This is a genomic window from Acinetobacter haemolyticus (assembly GCF_003323815.1).
Classification (GTDB): Bacteria; Pseudomonadota; Gammaproteobacteria; order Pseudomonadales; family Moraxellaceae; genus Acinetobacter; species Acinetobacter haemolyticus.
This window is the reverse complement of the sequence record NZ_CP030880.1, coordinates 2,884,944-2,904,621: the sequence shown is the minus strand read 5'-3', so window position 1 is coordinate 2,904,621 and position 19,678 is coordinate 2,884,944. Positions and strand designations below refer to the sequence as shown.

The window sequence follows — 19,678 nt, the reverse complement described above, 5'->3', positions numbered from 1 at the left end:
CAGATGCAAATTTTTTACGATAAAGACTGTGACTTATCAATCATCCAAGGCAAAAAAGTTGCGATTATTGGTTATGGTTCACAAGGTCACGCTCATGCGCTTAACTTGAAAGACTCTGGTGTGGACGTAACTGTAGGTTTACGTGCTGGTTCAGCATCTTGGAAAAAAGCTGAAAACTCAGGTCTTAAAGTATCTGAAGTGCCTGCAGCTGTTGCTCAAGCTGATTTAGTCATGATTTTGACTCCAGATGAGTTCCAATCTCAACTTTATCGTGATGTGATTGAGCCAAATATCAAAGAAGGTGCAACTTTAGCATTTGCACACGGTTTCTCTGTTCTTTATAACCAAGTTGTTCCACGTAAAGATTTAGACGTGATTATGGTTGCTCCAAAAGCACCTGGCCATACTGTACGTTCAGAATTCCAACGTGGTTCAGGTGTTCCTGATCTTATCGCGATTCACCAAGATGCTTCTGGTAATGCACGTAATGTTGCACTTTCTTACGCTTCTGGCGTAGGTGGTGGCCGTACAGGTATCATCGAAACTTCTTTCCGTGAAGAAACTGAAACTGACTTATTCGGTGAGCAAGCAGTTCTTTGTGGCGGTGCGGTTGAGTTGGTTAAAATGGGCTTCGAAACTTTGGTTGAAGCTGGTTATTCACCAGAAATGGCTTACTTCGAATGCTTGCATGAGCTTAAACTTATCGTTGACTTGATGTTCGAAGGCGGTATCGCTGACATGAACTATTCAGTATCAAACAATGCTGAATACGGTGAATACGTAACTGGCGTTGAAGTAATCAATGAACAGTCTCGTGAAGCAATGCGTAATGCATTAAAACGTATTCAGTCTGGTGAATATGCGAAGATGTTCATCCAAGAGGGTGCATTGAACTATCCATCTATGACTGCTCGTCGTCGTCAAAATGCAGCACACGGTATCGAAGTGACTGGCGCTAAATTACGTGCGATGATGCCTTGGATTCAAGCAAATAAAATCGTTGATAAAGAGAAAAACTAATTTCTCGAATCAATTGATTTGAATGCGAAGACCCACTCTATTTGAGTGGGTTTTTTATGTTTATTGTTACGTGCCTCAAAAAGATGAAAGCAGTGCTTTCATCTTTTTTCGTACTTTGGATTCAAGCAAACAAGATTGTTGATAAAGAGAAAAAACTAATTCTTAGTCTCTGAATTAGTTAAAAAATCCTTGTTGAAATAACAAGGTTTTTTTGTTTGGATAACAGAGTTATAACAATCTAAACAGAAAAATAGGCTTAATATTGATTATGTTTTGAACATACTTGTGTTTTTAAAATATCAGAATAAATAAAATTTTGCATAATATGGGGGAGTTGTGCAGTTTAAATGTATATTGATAGCGAGATAGAACGATTATAAAAATCTAGCGAAGACGGAATTTATAGATAAAAATAGAATGAATGAAACAGTTGATTTCATTGGGGTGAAATAATTCTATGTTTATATTCTATTGATTTATAAAGTGAAAAAGACTTGACCTTATGCTAGATGATGTTATTGTTAAGAAAAGTTTATGAATTGTATTTCGTCGCTTTCTTGAGTGTGAAGGATCGTTCTGGTTTTTTGGGCATATTGCTCCGTAAATAAAAAAAAGTACTGAATAATCATGGAAGTCCTTTATGGTACACGTTGATTACGATAGCACATTGGTCATCGTTTCCATTCTGGTTGCAGTGGTAACATGTTACGCTGCAGTTTCGATGGAAGAACTCGTTTTTAAAGCTGCTTATAAAAAGTTTGAAAAGAGCATTTTAATTGCGAGTGGTCTAATCCTTGGGTTAGCGATATGGTCAATGCATTTTGTGGGGATGCTGGCAAGTCATTTGCCAGAGGGATATCATTTTGATATCGGATTGACAGTATTGTCATATCTGATAGGTGCTGTTGCATCAATTTTTGCGGTATGGCTAACCACTCGACCTACTTTGCCGACTGCTCGTCTAATTTTAGGTGCGGTCTTTATGGGCTTAGGCATATCAGGTATGCACTATACCGGTATGATGGCACTGACGGTTGATTACCATCAAATGTATTATGATCCGTTGTTGGTGATTTGCTCGATTTTGATTGCAATCAGTGGCTCTGGTTTAAGCTTTTTCTTTGTTTTTAAATACAAGGTGGCAGTTCATCACCGTGTTGCTCTAAAAGCAGTTGTTGCTCTACTCATGGCACTCAGTATCGTCGGTATGCATTACACAGGTATGGCGGCGACATATTTTAATGAAAGCCTATTTGACATCGCTACACCTGCACAAACTGAACAAAGTATTTTATTATTTACGATTATTTTTATTGCCAGTTTGGTTTTTGTTGCAGGCTTTGCTGTGGCGGTATTAGAAGCTCGTTTGGAGCAACGTAATCAGCAGCTCATGCTGATTAATAAAGAGCTTGCGACACAGTCACTGCATGACTCATTAACTAAACTGCCTAACCGTTTATTTTTAACTGACTACGCCGAAGTCATTTTCCCTCTTCATCATTTACACAATCAAAAAGTCGCATTTTTCTATATTGATTTAGACCGCTTTAAATCAGTGAACGATGCATTTGGACACCACATTGGTGATCAGCTCTTGATTCAAATGGCACATCGTTTGAAATCGAAGTTAAATGCAAATCAGCGGCTTTTCCGTATCGGAGGAGATGAGTTTGTTCTTATCTCAGAAAATACCGAAAGTGCTGAGGCAATGAGATTTGCAGATGAGATATTGCATCATATTCAAGAAACTTATTTGATTGCAGGAAAGGATATTAATATTTCAGCCAGTTTGGGGATCGCGATCTATCCTGAGCATGGTCGTAATATACAAGATCTTCTGATTAATGCAGATATCGCCATGCTGACCTCTAAAGATCAGGGACGTAATACCTATACAATGTTTCATGCAATGTCTGATCAACAGGACGTGCGTAGTCAATCAAAATTGATCAATGACTTATACAAAGCAGTAGATGAGCAGCAGTTTGTTCTGTTTTATCAGCCCAAATTTACAGCGAATTACGAAGTCTGTGGTGTTGAGGCATTGATCCGATGGAAACATCCAAGCTTGGGATTATTAACGCCACAGATGTTTATTGACGGCGCTGAAAAAACAGGTTTGATCATTCCAATGGGCTATTGGGCATTAGAGCAAGCGTGTCAGCAAATTCAAAAATGGGAACAGAGTAACAGTCCGTTTTATCCGATCGCTGTAAATTTATCCGCACTACAATTTGAAAATAAAAAATTATTTAGTGTACTGGAACAACTGATCGCACAATATCAGATCAAACCACATAATCTAATTCTCGAAATTACAGAATCAACAGCTATGCATCACATTGATGCCAGTGTTCGCACTTTGGAACGCTTACGACAACTCGGTATTCGTATTGCGATTGATGATTTTGGAACAGGGTATTCGAGTTTTTTATATTTAAAAGATTTGCCTGTCGATGAACTTAAAATTGATCGTGGGTTTATTATTGATTTGCAGCCAAACTCAAAAGAAGAAGCAATTTTAGAAAGTATCATCCACCTTGCCACAAAGTTGGGTTTAACCGTGACAGCAGAAGGTGTAGAGACTCAACAGCAAGCAGATATATTAACTAAATTAGGTTGTCATCAATTACAAGGTTACCTGTTAGGAATCCCTGTCAATGTTGAAGGTTTGGTATTGCATCGGCAACAACATTTTGCTTAAGTATCAATGAGATTAGGCTGTTGCTTGGATATAAATCAACAACCTAAATTTCAATGGTATAGATGTTTTAATCAGACCGTTCCGCTAACCATTGGTTGACCACTGGCCAAACGGCTTGAGGTGCTTGATTGCCAGATACCAATCCCATATGCCCACCAGCTACGATTTTGAATTGTTTATCTTCACTGCTAATCAAATCCATGAGTGGGCGAACAGCTTCAGCTGTGACGATGATGTCTGTATCTCCACCAATTGCCAGTACTGAGCAATCAATATCTTTTAGGTCTGCAACTTGATCTCCAAATTGAACTCGACCTGTTGATAACTCATTGTCTATCCAGAAGCGTATGATGATATCGCGCATGACACCACCAGGATAAGCCAGCATGTTATCGACAAAAGAACTTGAAGTTGCATGGTTGATCACAAACTGACGATCATTCAAATTCTTTAAAAGTTCCCAGTAGTTTTTGACGTTTCCGATAGGATCGGTAAGTTTGAAACCTAGCGTGTTTTGCCAGCCATGAATGTGAAAGACGCGACTTGGAATCTGACGAATACGAAAGTTGGTATTATTGCGAATCCATTTTGCAGGGATGGTCAGGCGCTGATAAAACTTGCCCATATAACCTGATTTATGCGTGTTAATTGGGGATGCTAAAATCAGTAGATTTTGGATGTTTTTGTCTTTGAAAAGTGCGGTGTAGCATAGCGAAAGTGCACCACCTAAACTCCAACCATAAAGTGAAAGCTGTTGCTGACCGCTATGCTCACGAACCTTTTCAATAAAATCAGGCATAAACGTTTTTACATAAGTACCAAGATTATATTTGGCTTGGCGTAGACTCGGGCTCCCCCAGTCAATGAGATAGACATCAAATCCTTGAGCCAGAAAATAACGAACTAGACTACGATGGGGAAATAGATCATAAATCAACATGTTCGCAGCCAAAGGAGGAACAATCACAAGAGGAATACGATGTTTAGGGGATTGATCCGAATGCGCAGTATAGTGACGTAAACTAATGATTTCACGCTGATAAATGACATCAAAAGGTGTTTTTCCTGATAAGACCAGTTGATGTCCTCTTAAAATACGATCAGCTGCGTTCGTAAATACATGTTGTGTGCGTTGAGCTGTACGACTGCTGAAGATTTTCTGTGCAGCTTGAGAACCAAGCAAATTACGTTTAACTTTTGGCAATTGAGTCATTGGAACCTAAAACTCTAAGGTTGCGATGGAATAGCCGCATATTAGAAGAAAAAAGAAATTAGCTCAGTGACTCATCTGCTTAACTTATATTCCAAAATGATCAATTTGAGATGTTTTACTATAAAAAGAGTTCCACTGATCGTGGAATGAAATTTTTAGAGGCAGATTACTTTTACTTGTCATTTCATGGTAATAGGCGAAAGATTTGCCCCTAAGGCGATTTTATAAATTATGGAAGCAAGGCTGAACTATATAAAACAAGCCCAAGTGAGAAGAAATCACTTTGCTTGCTTCTTTGTAATTGTTTTCCATAGCTTGTATCAAGTTGAATACGATCCTTGCGCAACATATAACGAAAACCTGTTTGTACGAATGATTCTTTGCGGTCATTGCCATATAACTCAGTCGTGAGTGCGAGGCGCGGAGCAACCTGCGTTTCACTGCCCACACCCCAAGTGAAAAAGTTCCGATGATCTTGTTTTTCATGTGACCAGCCAAGATTAGCATGCACTATAAAAGCATCATCCATAATGGATAGGCTGACTGGAACAGAGGTGTACCAAATCTGATCAGTGGAATCATTTACATTGAACTGACTACCGGTGACCAAGCCTATTCCCCAACTATTTGTTTCTAATGCTTTTAGTAATGTCTTGGCTTGTAGAACTGCATAATTTTGCGGGTCTGCTTGATCTGTATCCGTGCGTCCCATACCCAAGGCGAGTTCGAAGTTAGAGCCAAAATTACAAGCTGGAATACTCCAGTACTCTCGATCATCGGCATGTTTTTGCATCCATATTTCGAGTTGGCAGCTTTTTGCATCGACGACTGATGCATCATCTACATGCATTGGTCGCCCTGCAAAGAGCTGCATACTGATCGACAGTGCAGTGACACTGAGAACGAGTTTTAGTAATTGACTTTTTAATTTGAACATACACTTCACTCCTATTGTTGGAGGGCGAATGTGAGTGCTTGTTATCTCATTAAATCTTGGATAGATAAAACAGAGGTCTGAAAGATACAGATGACCTTACCTTGTATCCACAAGGAAAGGTCTTAAAAGAAGAGCTTTTTGTGGATACTAGACGAAAATAGATCGACTACAACTGTCGCTAGAACAAGTACTCACAATGAAGCCCCTTAAAATGAATTGCGCGGATTTTAGCAATCGATGACGCAAATTTACAAGTGAATTTTTCATGACGATCAATGTACATGTTTATCGATCTTAAAACTTTTCTCTAACCCAACCATATGCCGCAGCAAAGGGCAGAGCTGTTCTCGCCAAATAAGGGACATGCCATAATCCGCCATGATTGGCATTTTCCATGATCAGTTCAAGTGGATGATCCAATACCTTTTCTGGGTTGGTCGCACTTTCTGGATTATTTAAATCATGTACCCAAAGTGCAGCCATAATTGCATTGGTGGTTTCGGGGCTAAATGTTTCAACTTTAAATAAATCTGCACCTGAAAAAGCTGCTTTTAAAATTGGGTTTTTCACAACAGAATGAGTGGTTGTTGATGGGGCAATATTGATTACGGTTTTTTGACCACGCGCACGTGCAGAAATCGCAAACCACTGTTGCAAACGTTTTGCGAGTGCATAGTTTGGACCTTGCTCAATCACCATGCAGTCGGAAATGCCATATTGTTGACCATTATCTGATTGAATTAACTGTTTCAAATTGGGTTTGAAAAAGTTGCTAAGAGAAATATTGTGAATGGATTTAGTGAGCAGTTTTTCTACGATTGGTCGCTGTTTAATTTTATCCTGTATAGAATGTACGACTGCTTTTGGAATGGCATAGATATCGGTCGGCGTCAGCATAAACATGATACTGCTATCAGGTTTGTGTTGACTCACTTGTTCCATGATACTGATCATCGCAATCGAAACACGGACATGTTTTTCCCCATCTAGATATGCGATACCTGCCAAATCTAAAGTCTCTGAAAAGGTGTTTAACCAATTGGCAATCTCAGGTGTTTGAGTCAGTAAATTGGCACCAAGCTGCTGTCCATCTTTTGTTGTAGAGATTTGAGGTGCAATTAAAGTCGCATTTCCTGTTTCAATCACTTTGGTAATTTTTTCCCAAATCGCAGGGTTTGGTAAATCAATTGCAACAATATTGGCACGCCATTTTGCCAGCCAACTTAAAGGACCTGCTTCTGAGCCTGCACCGAATAACACCATAGTGCGTTTTGATAAATCAAACCATTCAGGATGTTGATTGAGTAAGCGGAGTGCCTTGGCATGACTAGGTTCGATGACCTGTTGTTGTTCCCAAAGATCAATTTGCTGTAATAGCGCTTCGCCTTGTAATTTTTTGCCATGATAAGGAATAAACCACGGTTCAATGGTTGAACTGCCTGTTCCTTTTAAAATAAAACGTTCAAATGGTTGATCTTTAATATTTGCCATGGCATGACTTAAAGCATCATTTTGTTCTGCACGATTAAAATTAAATGAGGCTTTGGCCGCTTCCAGTCCACTCTGTGCAATTCGTATAGGATGATCGACAGATTCGATACCTGCTTTAACCAATTCTTGAAAATAAACAGGGTAATTTTTTCTCCAGTTTTTTTCGGCAATGAGTTTAGAGGCATAAGGTGAATCAACACTTTGTAGTGCTGATTTAAGGATTTGTTTTGCGGTTTGAGTTGTACTGGGTACTTTTCTTCCTGATGGTATCGGAAATTGTATGCCATCACGATTGGATTGTATTTTTTTACTCAACTGAATACTCCATTATCTTCAAACTTAATTCAAAAGATCTCATTCATCATCTATGCCATCTTAGTCACTCAATCAAGTAAAGAAGATGGCAAAATGTGTATTAATGAATTGAAGTTTTTATTTGATTGATATTGGAAGAGATTTAGTTCGCATTTAAAACTATTTATGCGTAGATTCTGGCTGATATTCATTGATCACTTCAAGTGCAGCTCGAAAAGCTTCTTGAGTAGCTGGCGCACCGCAATACGGTAGGCTATGCAATAAAACTTCCTGAATTTCTTCAACACTGGCGCCGTTATTCAATGCACCACGAATATGACCTTTAAGTTCCGTTGGGCTTTTTAGTGCAGTTAAAAAAGCAATCGTTACCAAAGAGCGGTATTTACGTGGTAAAACCCCTTCACGTTGCCAAGTTGACCCCCAAGCATGTTCATTAATCCAGCTCTGTAAAGGTTCAGTGAAAGGTACGGTATTGTCTTGTGCACGTTTTACGAATGATTCACCCATCACTTCAGTACGTACTTTAAGTCCATTTTCATAATCTTGTTGTGACATATTTTTTACTCTTGCTCAGATGAGATCGTTATTGAATTTAAGTATCGATATTTACTTAATAGTAGCTAAATCATGAAAGAAGCTAAAGTTACGATTTTGACTGAATGTTCTTCGAGTAAAGAATAATACCTAGTCTAATCTAGTGTATTGGGCGTTATTGAAAAGACGGTGGTTTGGTAAATAGATATCGTTATTTATCTTAATAAATCACTCAATAATAATTAATAAGATCGTGAAGAAGGATAAGAACGATATGAAAGAAACACCCAAAATAAGCTCTTTTTTCATGATTACACCTATTCGATTTCTATGTGTGTGTGAAGCGTGATATGTTTTTTGTTAAAAATGTCTATTTTGCACATTTTAATAAGTGGTGATGAAAGTGTCAAGCTATAATTGAGACGTAAAATTTGATGTAAATCTCATATTAAAAAACTAAATACTCTGAGGGATTTAATTATTGAATACTAATATATGGAAAAACTATCTTTGCAATGATTATGCTAACAAGAGTTAAAATGAAACTCCGATATAAGATGGATTTTGAAAATACTTGCAAAGCATGATTAGACATCGAATGGATATTTAGATTTACAAATAGTGGTTGTTTGAGTAAAGATAAAATTAGATTAATTTCATAAAATATTGAATTTTAATATATTTTTATGTTTTTAATTTACTTTTGGGTCAACTTCATCGGCTTTTTTGAAAAAAAAGACTACAATCATAATCCTTATAAGGGTTGAATTCAGTTAGAATAGCGATGATTCTATTTGCTATTGATACCAGACCGAATGTGGAGTTGGAATGAGTAAAGACACGTCAACTTTGGTCGTTTCTGAGGACACAATGTTGTCTCATGATACTGAAACGACTTTAGAGCATGTTGTCAGTATTATGCCTCAACTAATACATTGGCTCATCAAATCGGGTATTGGCTATAATGAGTTTTCAACTGCATTGAAAGCATTGTTTTATAACGAAGCAATAAAAGAATTAGATGCCATTAAACAGAAGAAAACAGATTCTGCGATTAGTTTGTTATCGGGACTAAACCGCCGTGATGTTAGAAGCTTTTGTCAATCCTATGGTGAGTATCAACTGGTAAATCAATTTGACTTACAGCTACCGATTAGTGTTCCTGCACGTGTAATTGGGATGTGGATTAATCAAAAACTACCGCAACAGATTCCTTTTCAGGGTGATCAGTATAGTTTTGAAAACTTAGTTAAACAGGTTTCTTCAGAAAAACATCCTAAATCTATTTTATTAGAATTAAAGCGATTAGGGATTGTGATTGAGGAAGAAGATAATATCGTTTTGCAAAACTCAAGCTTTACACCAGATCCTCAAGCAGATGAAAGTAAACAGTTATTTACGCAAAATATTTCTGATCATTTATCAGCTGGAATAAGCAACTTGACTAAAAATAGCAATTTTTTAGAGCAAGCGATATTTGCAGATGAGTTGAGTCAAGAATCTGTTGAAAAGCTTAATCAGTTAAGTGTTGACCTCTGGAATTTAATGTCTAAAGCAATCATTTCTGCAGCTATAGATTATTGCAAGCTTGATGAAAATGATCCAGAAGCAAAAAAACGATTTAGGCTTGGTGTATATCAATATGATGAATAAGTGATTATTTTCTCTGTTTCTTGACTTTCCCAATTTTTTCTAAGCCCCTCCATAATATTGAATACGATATTCGATAACCAAATTTTTCTTCAAATGGCTCAAGCAAGTCGCTAATTTGTGTAAAAGGTGTTGTTTCAACAAACGCCTTAAAGCTTTCTAAGTTTTTGATGGTAAATGCTCGTCCATTCCTAACAGCGGGGATGGGAATTAAATTTTGTGTTGTTTTCTCCAGTAAAATCCAATTGTCTAAAGTAGATCTTGCAATATTAAATTGTTTGCAAACATTCGATTTATGGTTTGTCTGGCGATATGCTGCCATGACTTTTTTTCGCAGATCCAACGAATACGCTCGCATAGAAGTTACTTATAATTCCTGTGGTAGTACAGATAAGTTGAACCAGTCAACATTCGATTTAAGCTTCGATGAAATGACGATCTGTCCTGCTTTTGCCAACTGGTTTGCTCCAAATTTTTAGCAAAATGTAGCATCAAATATAAATAATGTACATATTGAACATATTTTTTTAAATTTTATTTCATATCGTACAAATCTATTATGTTTGTTATTTAATTAATTTATTTTAAATCAATATTTTATTTTTAATTTTAAATATTTTGTGTAATGGATCTCACTATTGCACCAGAGAAAACTATATGTTAGTTTTTTAAATATGTGCAAAATACACATTAAATATTGATTTTAATGACTCATGCCACAGACTGTATAACCTCGAGTTTAGATTAATAAAATCGATATTTATCAATAATTAATTAGTTTTACAAAGGACTACGTGATGAAAAAAACTTTTCAATTGTCGGTGATGGCAACCGCTTTATTGACTGTGAATGCTTATGCGGCTGTAACAAATATCGGTACAGATAATACAGCGACAGGACCAGACACGACTGTTGTTGGTACGAATAATGCTGCTGCGAATACTACGGTAGTTGGTACAGACAACACCGTAACTGGTGGGGAAGGCTTTGTGGGAGGGGCTGGTAATACTGTAGATGGCTTTGGTTCTGCGGTTATCGGGAATAATAATACGACCCATGATCAGTATGCCGTTGCTGTGGGGAGTAATAATGAGGTCACAGGTGCTGGCGGTACGGCTGTAGGTAATAATATTACGATTCATGATAGTCAATCTACAGCGGTGGGTGGAAATAGTGATGTGAAAGGTCAATATGCCAGTGCATTTGGTGACTCCGTTACGGTTGATGGTACAGGTGCAACAGCGATTGGTTCTACATCAGAAGCAACGGGCGAGTATGCAACAAGCCTTGGCTTTGGTGCAAAAGCAACAGCAGATAATGCCATTGCAACAGGCAGTAACGCAGTTGCAAGTGGGGAAAATTCGATTGCTATTGGTAGTGGTGCAGAAGCAAGTTCTGAGGGTGGGGTTGCAATTGGTGCTGGTGCCAAAGTAACAGGTGCGAACTCAGTTGCAATTGGGGCAAATACCGTTGCGGATGAAGATAACACTGTCGCTATGGGTGATCGTCGTGTGGTTTATGTTGCAGATGGTATTAACAATCATGATGCGGTAAATCTAGGACAGTTAAATGCGGCACTTGCTGATATTGATACAGCACCAAGCCAAGCTGATTTAGATGCAATTAACGATAAAATTGCTCAGGAAAAAGCGGAACGCATCGCAGGAGATGCTGACTTACAAGCCAAAATTGATAATGAAGCGCAAATCCGTGCAGATGCAGATGCCGCGGAAACAGCAGCACGAACAGCAGCTATTAATAATGAAGCTCAAATCCGTGCAGATGCAGATGCTGCTGAAACAGCTGCACGTATCGCAGGTGATGCTGCTGAAACAGCCGCACGTATTGCAGGTGATGAAGCTGAAAAGGCTGCACGTATTGCCGCAATTAATACCGAGAAAGCCGCACGTATTGCAGGCGATGAAGCAGAAGCAGCTGCACGAACTGTAGAGGTTAATCGTTTAGATGGTCGTATTGATGCAGAAACTGCAACACGCAAATCAGAAGTAAAGCGCCTAGATGGTCGTGTTGACCAATTGAATCGTCGTTTGGATCAAGTTGAAACGACTGCAAATCGAGGTATTGCCATTTCTTTAGCAGCTCAACAAGCGATTCCAAGCATTCAACCAGGACAAGTCGCAGTCTTTGGCGGCATGGGCTATTACGAAGGTGAAGCCGCAGGTGCATTTGGTGTGGTGACATCCTTCAGTGATCGTTTCTCTGGAAGTGGTGCGGTCGGTGTTGCTGAGGGCGGCAAGTTTGGTGGTCGTGCGGGCGTCGCTTATGTCATCGGAGGGAACTAAGTCGTACTTGGTTATTAACACTGGGTTTGATTTAGTCATAATAAAAGGATGATGTAATGAAAAAAACTTTTCAATTTTCAATCATTACTATGGCCATAATGGCAAGTAGTGTATATGCAGCACCAGTTTGGGAAGGTCCAACTGGAACAGGCACCGGTTTTAGTAATGCGATGGGAGGAGCAACAAATTTGGCTAATGTTGATCCTTCTGCAACGGGTATTATTGTTGGTCAAGCAATTGATGTCAGTCAAACTAGTATTGGCATCGGTTATAACAGCAATGCAATGGGAAATGATAGTTTTTCTGCTGGTTCAGCAAATAATGCCAATGGTGATTCCTCTGTTGCTATAGGACGCGTCGCGAATGCCAACGGGGATAACAGTATTGCACTTGGTGCCACAGTTGCAGCAGGAGGTACAGATAGTATAGCTGTAGGGAATAGCCAAACAGTTAACGGTGATAATGCAACGGCAGTTGGCCGTGGTAGTCTCGTTAATGGCAGCCAAGCTAGCTCTTTGGGACACGTGGCTTGGACGGGTGGCGATGGTGCAACTGCGATTGGTAGCGAAACATGGGCAAATGCCGAAAATGCAACGGTTTTAGGTTTTAATGCAGAAACAGGCGGTAAAAATGCATTAAACATCGGTCATGATGCACATGGCGGTGGGTTGAATGCGATTCATATTGGTCACAAAACAACAGGTAGTGCAGAAAATACGATTGTAATCGGTTCAAATGATCCAACGAAGCCGGGACAGCCATGGGCAGATGATAAGAACTCTGTGGCGATTGGTTATAATGCTGATACTCACAATGGTGGTGGTGGCAGTACTGAGAACACGGTGAGTTTTGGTGGTTTTTTCACTGGAGCCGTTCGTACGATCAGTCAGGTGGCTGATGGTATAAATGACCACGATGCAATCAATGTTTCACAATTGAATAATGCAATAGCGAGTTTAACTTCTGGAGCTGAGCTAATTGCACATGCAGATGATCAACTTGCCGTAGAAAAAAATCAGCGTATTGCGGCTGATACTGATTTGCAAGCTGCGCTTGATAACGAAGCTCAAATCCGTGCAGATGCAGATGCGGCTCAGACAGCAGCACGTATTGCCGCAGTTGATAATGAAGCTCAAATCCGCGCTGCTGCAGATGCAGCGGAAAAGGCAGCACGTATTGCAGGAGATGAGGCTTTAGCTGAAGCTCGTATTGCGGGTGATGCAGCAGAAGCTGCGGCGCGTACAGCAGCGATTAATGCTGAGGCACAAGCTCGTATCGCAGGTGATGCGGAACAAAGAGCAGAGCGCATTAAACAGGTAAATCGTTTGGATGGTCGTATTAATGCCGAAGCAGCAGAGCGTACGGCAGAAGTTGCCCGTCTAGACGGTCGTATTGATCATGCGAGTCGCCGTTTGGATGATATCGAGAAAACTGCCTACCGTGGTGTCGCTATTGCACTGGCAGCCCAACAAGCGGTTCCAAACATTCGTTCTGGTCAAGTAGCATTGTTTGCTGGTGTAGGTCATTTCGAGGGTGAAACTGCTGGCTCTGTGGGGGTTGTAACTTCATTTATTTCGAATCGAGTATCTTTGAGTGGTGCTGTTGGTTTCGCTGGTGGCAATGAAGTTGGTGGGCGTGTTGGTCTGAGTTATTCATTTTAGATCAGTCATGATCTAAATGAAGATTAAAAATATGAGAATTTGAGTGGTGTAGATTGGCTATATATTTGCTCAAATTCTCTTTTATTGAAGCTCCTTTTGGGTTGCTCTTCTTCAGCATGGGAGCACCCTTTTTTTACTGGTGAAGCACGGTTATTGCCAAGAAAAATGGTATATCTTAATCACAGGATTAATTCGATTATCTGTTAAAATGTGAAGGGATAAACAAAAAAACAGTTGATAGGATGTCATCTGTAAAACATCTATAAAATGCTTATCGGGGCAATATGCATGAAATCTACGCAATATAAACTTTCTTTAGTTTTATTGGGGGCATTCTTTTTTACAGGTTGTAAAGATGAAAATGGCAATTTTAATGTTGGTGTCAGTTTAGGGGGGACAGGGACAGGAGGGTTGTCTGTAGGAACTGAAAGCCCAGTGCCTAAGCCTCAACCTGATGTTAAGCCAGATCGTATGGAAGAAGATGGTCTGTTGTATGCGGTTGCCTATCCAAATCCGATTACTCAAAACTGTAATGGAATAGAACGTAAAATACAGTTTGTTCGCCATTATTTCCCTCATACTCCAATGATAATGGGAGATCGGGTAGATCTATATGGTATGAAGGATTCAAGCCCGACAAGATTTAAGCTTCAAGTAATAGTCAAAAATACAACTTCATCTCCAATTTATGAATATATCAATAGCTGTAAAGCCGCTTTCCAGCTTACAGGTACTAAAACTGAAAAAATAACGCAAACAGATTATTGTCTAAATGATGAAACCGTAAATGTGTATCAGCCAGATGAATCGCGAACATATTTCTACACATTTAATTTGCCGAATATTTTACAAAATTGGACGGCAAACTATCAGGCACAATATTCAAAAAAATTCTACGCAGAGACGCAAGGTAGTATGTATGATAATGAAAGTATAAAGGAAAGGACTCAATGTGACCCTTTAAGCACCATTTTATTATTAGATGAATATCCTTCTACAAAAGATGGCGCGCCTCCTTCATCAAATACTGGTAATGGTAATAACTCTGGTTCTAACAATAATCCACCTACGAATACCGACAATCCACCCCCAATTTTTGGTGGTTTTGATTTAGATGAGGACGATGCTGAGCCACCTATCTTCGGTGGCTTTGGTTTGTGAGATAACATTAAGACGGTTTAGTATTGAACGGTCATCACCGAGATGGCTTTTCAACCGTTGTTTACTGATGCGTTGATATATGTGTATTGATGATTAAATTCAATCATCAATACTAAATCTAAAAAATTGAGACGCAATATCTAAGGTAAAGAAAGCCTAGATCAATAAACATTGAAATCTGCTACAATTGCGCCAATTTCGAATTCTCACTTTTTCAGTTAGTTCATATTAGAAAATGATATGTACTGAACTGCGTATATATTGAAGATTTTTCTCATGAGTTTTAAAGACGAATTGGCAGCACAGGTTGCCCAACGACGTACATTTGCGATCATTTCCCACCCCGATGCGGGTAAGACAACGATGACAGAAAAACTGTTGTTATGGGGGAAAGCAATTCAGGTTGCGGGTATGGTAAAAAGCCGTAAATCTGATCGTGCAGCAACCTCAGACTGGATGGAAATGGAAAAAGAACGTGGAATCTCTATTACCACGTCGGTCATGCAATTCCCTTATAAAAAGCACACCATCAACTTATTGGATACACCGGGACATGAAGACTTCTCGGAAGATACCTACCGTACCTTGACAGCAGTAGACTCTGCTTTAATGGTGATCGATGGTGCAAAAGGTGTCGAAGAACGAACCATTAAATTGATGGAAGTGTGTCGTATGCGTGACACACCGATTATCTCATTTGTGAACAAGATGGACCGTGAAATTCGCGAGCCATTGGAATTACTTGATGAAATCGAGAATGTTCTCAATATTCGTTGTGTGCCGATCACATGGCCTTTAGGTATGGGGCGTGATTTTGCAGGTGTGTACAACCTGATTGACAACAAATTTTATGTATATAAAGCTGGTTTTGGTTCAACCATTACGGATATTGAAGTTCGTGATGGTTATGATCATGCGGATATTCGTGAGAAAGTTGGAGAGTTGGCTTGGGCATCTTTTGAAGAGTCACTTGAGTTAGTTCAAATGGCGAATGAGCCACTTGATCGCGAGTTATTCTTACAAGGTAAACAAACACCAGTTCTATTTGGTACAGCACTAGGTAACTTTGCAGTTGATCATGTATTGGATGCCTTTATCAATTGGGCACCAGAACCTAAAGCACATCCGACTCAAGAACGTACAGTCGATGCGAACGAAGAAGGATTCTCAGGCTTTGTCTTTAAGATTCAAGCAAACATGGATCCGAAACACCGTGACCGTATCGCCTTTATGCGTATTTGCTCTGGTAAATATGAGAAAGGCTTGAAAATGAATCATGTGCGTCTTGGTAAAGATGTACGTATTAGTGATGCATTAACTTTCCTCGCAGGTGAGCGTGAGCATCTAGAAGAAGCTTGGCCGGGCGATATTATTGGTTTACATAACCACGGTACCATCCAGATTGGCGATACTTTTACCAGTGGTGAAAAATTACATTTCACAGGGATTCCACACTTTGCACCTGAAATGTTCCGCCGTGTCCGTCTAAAAGATCCTTTGAAATCTAAGCAATTGCAAAAAGGTTTAAAAGAGTTATCTGAAGAAGGTGCAACTCAGGTGTTTATGCCGCAAATCAATAATGATCTGATAGTAGGCGCTGTCGGTGTGTTACAGTTTGATGTGGTCGCCTATCGCTTAAAAGAAGAATATAAAGTGGACTGTATTTATGAGCCTGTGAATGTTCATACGGTGCGTTGGATTCATTGTGACGATGAAAAGATCCTTAATGAATTTAAGAAAAAAGCACATGATCAATTGTCAGTTGATGGTGGTGGTCATTTAACTTATCTTGCGCCGAGTCGTGTTAATTTACAGTTAATGCAAGAGCGTTGGCCTGATATCGAGTTCCGTAATACACGAGAACATTAAAAATATAAAAACAGCTTCTATGATTAGAAGCTGTTTTTAATTGAAGATGCTAAAAATAAAGGGATGAGTAATCATGAATATTTTAAAACCACTTGCTACGATCAGTTTAATGATGGGAATAATGGCTTTAACCGCATGTGATCGTCCTGATAAAAGCGAGGCAGATTCCACAATACAGCAGACATCTAAAATAGAAAAAGCCGAGGTATTGCCTTATTTAAATATCCAAGAAGCAAAAGCGAAGTATGCTTTACCTTTTTGTGAGAAGAAAAACTGTATCGATATTGCGATTCAAACGGTCAATACTCAAGATCATTGGCTTAATTCATGGATTGAGCAGCAACAGTCAAATGTGATTCAGCATCAAATCGAATTAAAGCAAAATATGAGCTTGCAACAAGCGATCAATGCATATGTGAAAAAGTCTGATGAGTGGCAGGATAAATATTCACAAAATAAAGCCTATGAGTTACAGATGAGCACTCGTATTGCCTCACAACGCAACCAATATGTATTGTTGCAGATTGGGGTAGATAGTAAACAAGAAGATGTTTCGGTCAAGGATCGTTACTATTTTTTTGTTGCTGATCGGAAGCTGCTAAAATCTTTAACGGTATTGGATGTGATTCAAAAGAATCAACAAACGGTGATGCATAGTCTAATTCAGGCACATTATCAAACATGGCGTGAACAACAGTCTGCTGAGGTCAATAAACAGCTTCCGAAAACTTTATATTGGGGGCAAGCAGATTGGTTTTTTGATGGTGAAGGGATTGGTATTCATTATCGTGCCAATGAGATTAGTAAAGATGCACCACAACTGGATATTTACTTTACGACTGAACAAACGAAACAAATGCTACAACCTGAAATCTACCAAAAAATGTTTTAAATTTTGGGCGGCTACGTATAGAAATTGCATGTATGCCTAGTAGTTTCAAATGAAGTTCGATAGCATTTAAAAAATCTTGTGTGATAACAATGCTTATAGGTTCCAGATGAAAACATTTTATAAATATAGCGTTCTTGCCTGTGCAATTTTACTTGCTGCTTGCCAACCAAAATCAGAACCGAAAGAATCACAGGAACAAACCAAAGATCCTGTTGTAGAGCAGCGAACAGAAACAACTCTACGTGGTGAAACAGTGAAAGTTGAGCTAACTTTGCCAGAATGTAAGGGGAATGCTTGTCCTGAATTTGTGGTAGAGCGCTTGCAGAGTAATTTTCCATTTATTGATCAATTCTTAGATCAGCAAATTTTAGATCAATTAAGCAAAATGCTGGATGTTGTTGACACTGATACAGCGGTTTCTACTGTGCAAGCAGCCGAACAAGAACAAAAAATAGAACCTCAAGTTCAGCAGTATGCCAATGCGTTTATTAAAGTAGACGAAGAGTTAAAAGCCTTGAGCGTTAGTCATCAGATTAGTTTGATGGTAAAGCCTAAAATCTTACAAACAGAAGGTAGCTTGGCAACGATTGTTTTAAATAGTAGTAGTTATATGGGGGGGGCGCATGGCTCCACTGCACAACAATATTTTAATTTTGATTTAGTCCAGCAAAAGCAGGTTCAGTTAAAAGATTTATTGTTACCTAAACAGCAAGCTGTGTTGAAAAAGCTGACCCATGATGCATTTAAAACATGGATTGTGGATACTAAACTTGCCAATAATCCTGAAGAATATGAGCAAGCATGGCCATTTCAAATGACGGAGAATTTCTTGTTTGGAGAACAAGGATTAATTTTACAATATGGTGAATACGAAATAGGTCCCTATGCAGTCGGTTTGCCGCGTCTGGTTATTCCTTATGATCAGATGCAAGGTGTAATAAAACCTGAGTACTTACCGAAAGTGGATGCGCCAGCTGCTTCGACACCTGTGACATCTTCCTAACTTCCTATGAAACTTGAAGGTCGGTAGATTGCAAAATAATAGAAGGGATAGGTAACTCAATATGCAGCTATTTGATACCCATACCCATTTCGATGTTGCCGATTTTGATCAAGATCGGCAACAGTTGGCGGTGCAGGCAAAACAGGTCGGTGTCGAAGCGCTGATTTTAATTGGTTTTATTGAGTCCCGCTTTGATACATTGATTCAAACCCATCAACAATTACAAGGTTGGGACAATGTTCCCAAATCGTATCTTGCACCCGGTTTACATCCTTTTTATATTGAGCAACATCATGAGGCTCATCTACAACAGCTTGAGCGGATATTACAGCAACATGATTGTGTTGCGGTGGGAGAGATTGGTCTAGATACTTTTTTAAAACAGCACAAGCAGCCTGAATTATTTGCCAAACAACAATATTATTTTAACGCCCAGCTTGAACTGGCCAACCAATATAATAAGCCTGTGTTATTGCATATTCGCAAAGCACATGCTGAAAGTATCGCGATATTAAAAGCACAGAAATTTAAATTGGGTGGGATTGCACATGCCTTTAGTGGTGGGATTGAAGAAGCGAAGGCATTGGTAAAACTCGGATTTAAAATTGGGATCACAGGACAAATCACCAATCCAAACGCCAAGAAATTACATCAAGTGGTGCAAGCGATAGGTACAGAACATTTAGTGATAGAAACGGATTGTCCTGATATGACACCATTATGCTGCCAAACATCGACTGAACACCGCACGCGTAATACCCCTGTTAATTTGCCGTATGTACTTGAGTATTTGGCTGCAATGCTTGAACAATCACAAGAAGTACTTGCCCAACAAATATGGCAAAACTCTTTGAGCACTTTGAATATAAAATTTTAGAATAATAAGAACATAATCTCAGCTTGAATAAGATACTAAAAGGGAACA

At 39.1% G+C, this 19,678-nt stretch carries 16 protein-coding genes; 10 read left to right on the top strand and 6 right to left on the bottom strand.

Annotated elements, in window-relative coordinates:
- The first annotated feature begins 3 nt into the window (after positions 1 to 3).
- Both ilvC and DS737_RS13350 read left to right on the top strand, forming a co-directional pair.
- A complete protein-coding gene (gene ilvC / locus DS737_RS13355) occupies positions 4 to 1,020 on the top strand; it encodes a ketol-acid reductoisomerase (protein ID WP_004637893.1) in 1,017 nt (338 codons plus the stop codon).
- 640 nt (positions 1,021 to 1,660) lie between these two features.
- Complete coding sequence (locus DS737_RS13350; RefSeq protein ID WP_005092238.1) at positions 1,661 to 3,724, top strand: putative bifunctional diguanylate cyclase/phosphodiesterase; 2,064 nt, start codon at positions 1,661 to 1,663, stop codon at positions 3,722 to 3,724.
- Positions 3,725 to 3,791: 67 nt separating this feature from the next.
- Here the strand turns inward: DS737_RS13350 and DS737_RS13345 are convergent, their stop codons facing one another.
- The 4 genes from DS737_RS13345 to DS737_RS13330 form a co-directional block, all read right to left on the bottom strand.
- Complete coding sequence (locus tag DS737_RS13345) at positions 3,792 to 4,937, bottom strand: alpha/beta fold hydrolase (protein ID WP_113997740.1); 1,146 nt, start codon at positions 4,935 to 4,937, stop codon at positions 3,792 to 3,794.
- 229 nt (positions 4,938 to 5,166) lie between these two features.
- Positions 5,167 to 5,874 (bottom strand): hypothetical protein, encoded by a 708-nt coding sequence (locus DS737_RS13340; RefSeq protein WP_113997739.1) that lies wholly within the window; start codon positions 5,872 to 5,874, stop codon positions 5,167 to 5,169.
- Between the two features lie 294 nt (positions 5,875 to 6,168).
- Positions 6,169 to 7,680, bottom strand: a complete 1,512-nt coding sequence (locus tag DS737_RS13335; protein ID WP_004637897.1) for a hypothetical protein — start codon at positions 7,678 to 7,680, stop codon at positions 6,169 to 6,171.
- Between the two features lie 159 nt (positions 7,681 to 7,839).
- On the bottom strand, positions 7,840 to 8,235 hold the full coding sequence (locus DS737_RS13330) for a carboxymuconolactone decarboxylase family protein (RefSeq protein WP_008942207.1): 396 nt from the start codon (positions 8,233 to 8,235) through the stop codon (positions 7,840 to 7,842).
- 807 nt (positions 8,236 to 9,042) lie between these two features.
- Here DS737_RS13330 and DS737_RS13325 point away from each other — a divergent pair.
- Complete coding sequence (locus DS737_RS13325) at positions 9,043 to 9,867, top strand: hypothetical protein (RefSeq protein WP_004637901.1); 825 nt, start codon at positions 9,043 to 9,045, stop codon at positions 9,865 to 9,867.
- Positions 9,868 to 9,871: 4 nt separating this feature from the next.
- Here DS737_RS13325 and DS737_RS13320 read toward each other — a convergent pair whose 3' ends face one another.
- Together DS737_RS13320 and DS737_RS16395 are read right to left on the bottom strand one after the other, a co-directional pair.
- Positions 9,872 to 10,222: a COG3415 family protein gene (locus tag DS737_RS13320; RefSeq protein WP_008942208.1), complete on the bottom strand. Its 351-nt coding sequence runs from the start codon at positions 10,220 to 10,222 to the stop codon at positions 9,872 to 9,874.
- 5 nt (positions 10,223 to 10,227) lie between these two features.
- On the bottom strand, positions 10,228 to 10,356 hold the full coding sequence (locus tag DS737_RS16395) for a hypothetical protein (protein WP_160124045.1): 129 nt from the start codon (positions 10,354 to 10,356) through the stop codon (positions 10,228 to 10,230).
- Positions 10,357 to 10,661: 305 nt separating this feature from the next.
- Here DS737_RS16395 and DS737_RS13315 point away from each other — a divergent pair, with 305 nt between their 5' ends.
- The 7 genes from DS737_RS13315 to DS737_RS13285 all read left to right on the top strand — a co-directional run bounded on the left by DS737_RS13315 (position 10,662) and on the right by DS737_RS13285 (position 19,630).
- Entirely contained in the window at positions 10,662 to 12,167 is a 1,506-nt protein-coding gene (locus DS737_RS13315; RefSeq protein ID WP_004637903.1) for a YadA-like family protein, read from the top strand.
- 56 nt (positions 12,168 to 12,223) lie between these two features.
- Positions 12,224 to 13,828, top strand: coding sequence for a YadA-like family protein (locus tag DS737_RS13310; protein WP_113997738.1), 1,605 nt, complete (start codon positions 12,224 to 12,226; stop codon positions 13,826 to 13,828).
- A 288-nt stretch (positions 13,829 to 14,116) separates the two neighbouring features.
- Entirely contained in the window at positions 14,117 to 14,989 is an 873-nt protein-coding gene (locus DS737_RS13305; RefSeq protein ID WP_113997737.1) for a hypothetical protein, read from the top strand.
- A 276-nt stretch (positions 14,990 to 15,265) separates the two neighbouring features.
- A complete protein-coding gene (locus DS737_RS13300) occupies positions 15,266 to 16,858 on the top strand; it encodes a peptide chain release factor 3 (protein ID WP_004637906.1) in 1,593 nt (530 codons plus the stop codon).
- Between the two features lie 73 nt (positions 16,859 to 16,931).
- Complete coding sequence (locus tag DS737_RS13295; RefSeq protein ID WP_100833245.1) at positions 16,932 to 17,750, top strand: hypothetical protein; 819 nt, start codon at positions 16,932 to 16,934, stop codon at positions 17,748 to 17,750.
- 106 nt (positions 17,751 to 17,856) lie between these two features.
- Positions 17,857 to 18,753 carry an RsiV family protein gene (locus DS737_RS13290; RefSeq protein WP_113997736.1) on the top strand — a complete coding sequence of 299 codons (897 nt, stop codon included), beginning with the start codon at positions 17,857 to 17,859 and terminating at the stop codon, positions 18,751 to 18,753.
- A 61-nt stretch (positions 18,754 to 18,814) separates the two neighbouring features.
- On the top strand, positions 18,815 to 19,630 hold the full coding sequence (locus tag DS737_RS13285; RefSeq protein ID WP_100833247.1) for a TatD family hydrolase: 816 nt from the start codon (positions 18,815 to 18,817) through the stop codon (positions 19,628 to 19,630).
- The last annotated feature ends 48 nt before the right edge of the window (positions 19,631 to 19,678 follow it).

Bases quoted from the DNA above. Each gene is read 5' to 3' on its own strand.
- DS737_RS13350 (WP_005092238.1), top strand. From the start codon at position 1,661: ATGGTACACGTTGATTACGATAGCACATTGGTCATCGTTTCCATTCTG.
- DS737_RS13300 (WP_004637906.1), top strand. From the start codon at position 15,266: ATGAGTTTTAAAGACGAATTGGCAGCACAGGTTGCCCAACGACGTACA.
- DS737_RS13290 (WP_113997736.1), top strand. From the start codon at position 17,857: ATGAAAACATTTTATAAATATAGCGTTCTTGCCTGTGCAATTTTACTT.
- DS737_RS13345 (WP_113997740.1), bottom strand. From the start codon at position 4,937: ATGACTCAATTGCCAAAAGTTAAACGTAATTTGCTTGGTTCTCAAGCT.
- DS737_RS16395 (WP_160124045.1), bottom strand. From the start codon at position 10,356: ATGCTACATTTTGCTAAAAATTTGGAGCAAACCAGTTGGCAAAAGCAG.
- DS737_RS13305 (WP_113997737.1), top strand. From the start codon at position 14,117: ATGAAATCTACGCAATATAAACTTTCTTTAGTTTTATTGGGGGCATTC.
- DS737_RS13320 (WP_008942208.1), bottom strand. From the start codon at position 10,222: ATGCGAGCGTATTCGTTGGATCTGCGAAAAAAAGTCATGGCAGCATAT.
- DS737_RS13285 (WP_100833247.1), top strand. From the start codon at position 18,815: ATGCAGCTATTTGATACCCATACCCATTTCGATGTTGCCGATTTTGAT.
- DS737_RS13325 (WP_004637901.1), top strand. From the start codon at position 9,043: ATGAGTAAAGACACGTCAACTTTGGTCGTTTCTGAGGACACAATGTTG.
- DS737_RS13310 (WP_113997738.1), top strand. From the start codon at position 12,224: ATGAAAAAAACTTTTCAATTTTCAATCATTACTATGGCCATAATGGCA.
- DS737_RS13295 (WP_100833245.1), top strand. From the start codon at position 16,932: ATGAATATTTTAAAACCACTTGCTACGATCAGTTTAATGATGGGAATA.
- DS737_RS13340 (WP_113997739.1), bottom strand. From the start codon at position 5,874: ATGTTCAAATTAAAAAGTCAATTACTAAAACTCGTTCTCAGTGTCACT.
- DS737_RS13330 (WP_008942207.1), bottom strand. From the start codon at position 8,235: ATGTCACAACAAGATTATGAAAATGGACTTAAAGTACGTACTGAAGTG.
- DS737_RS13315 (WP_004637903.1), top strand. From the start codon at position 10,662: ATGAAAAAAACTTTTCAATTGTCGGTGATGGCAACCGCTTTATTGACT.
- ilvC (WP_004637893.1), top strand. From the start codon at position 4: ATGCAAATTTTTTACGATAAAGACTGTGACTTATCAATCATCCAAGGC.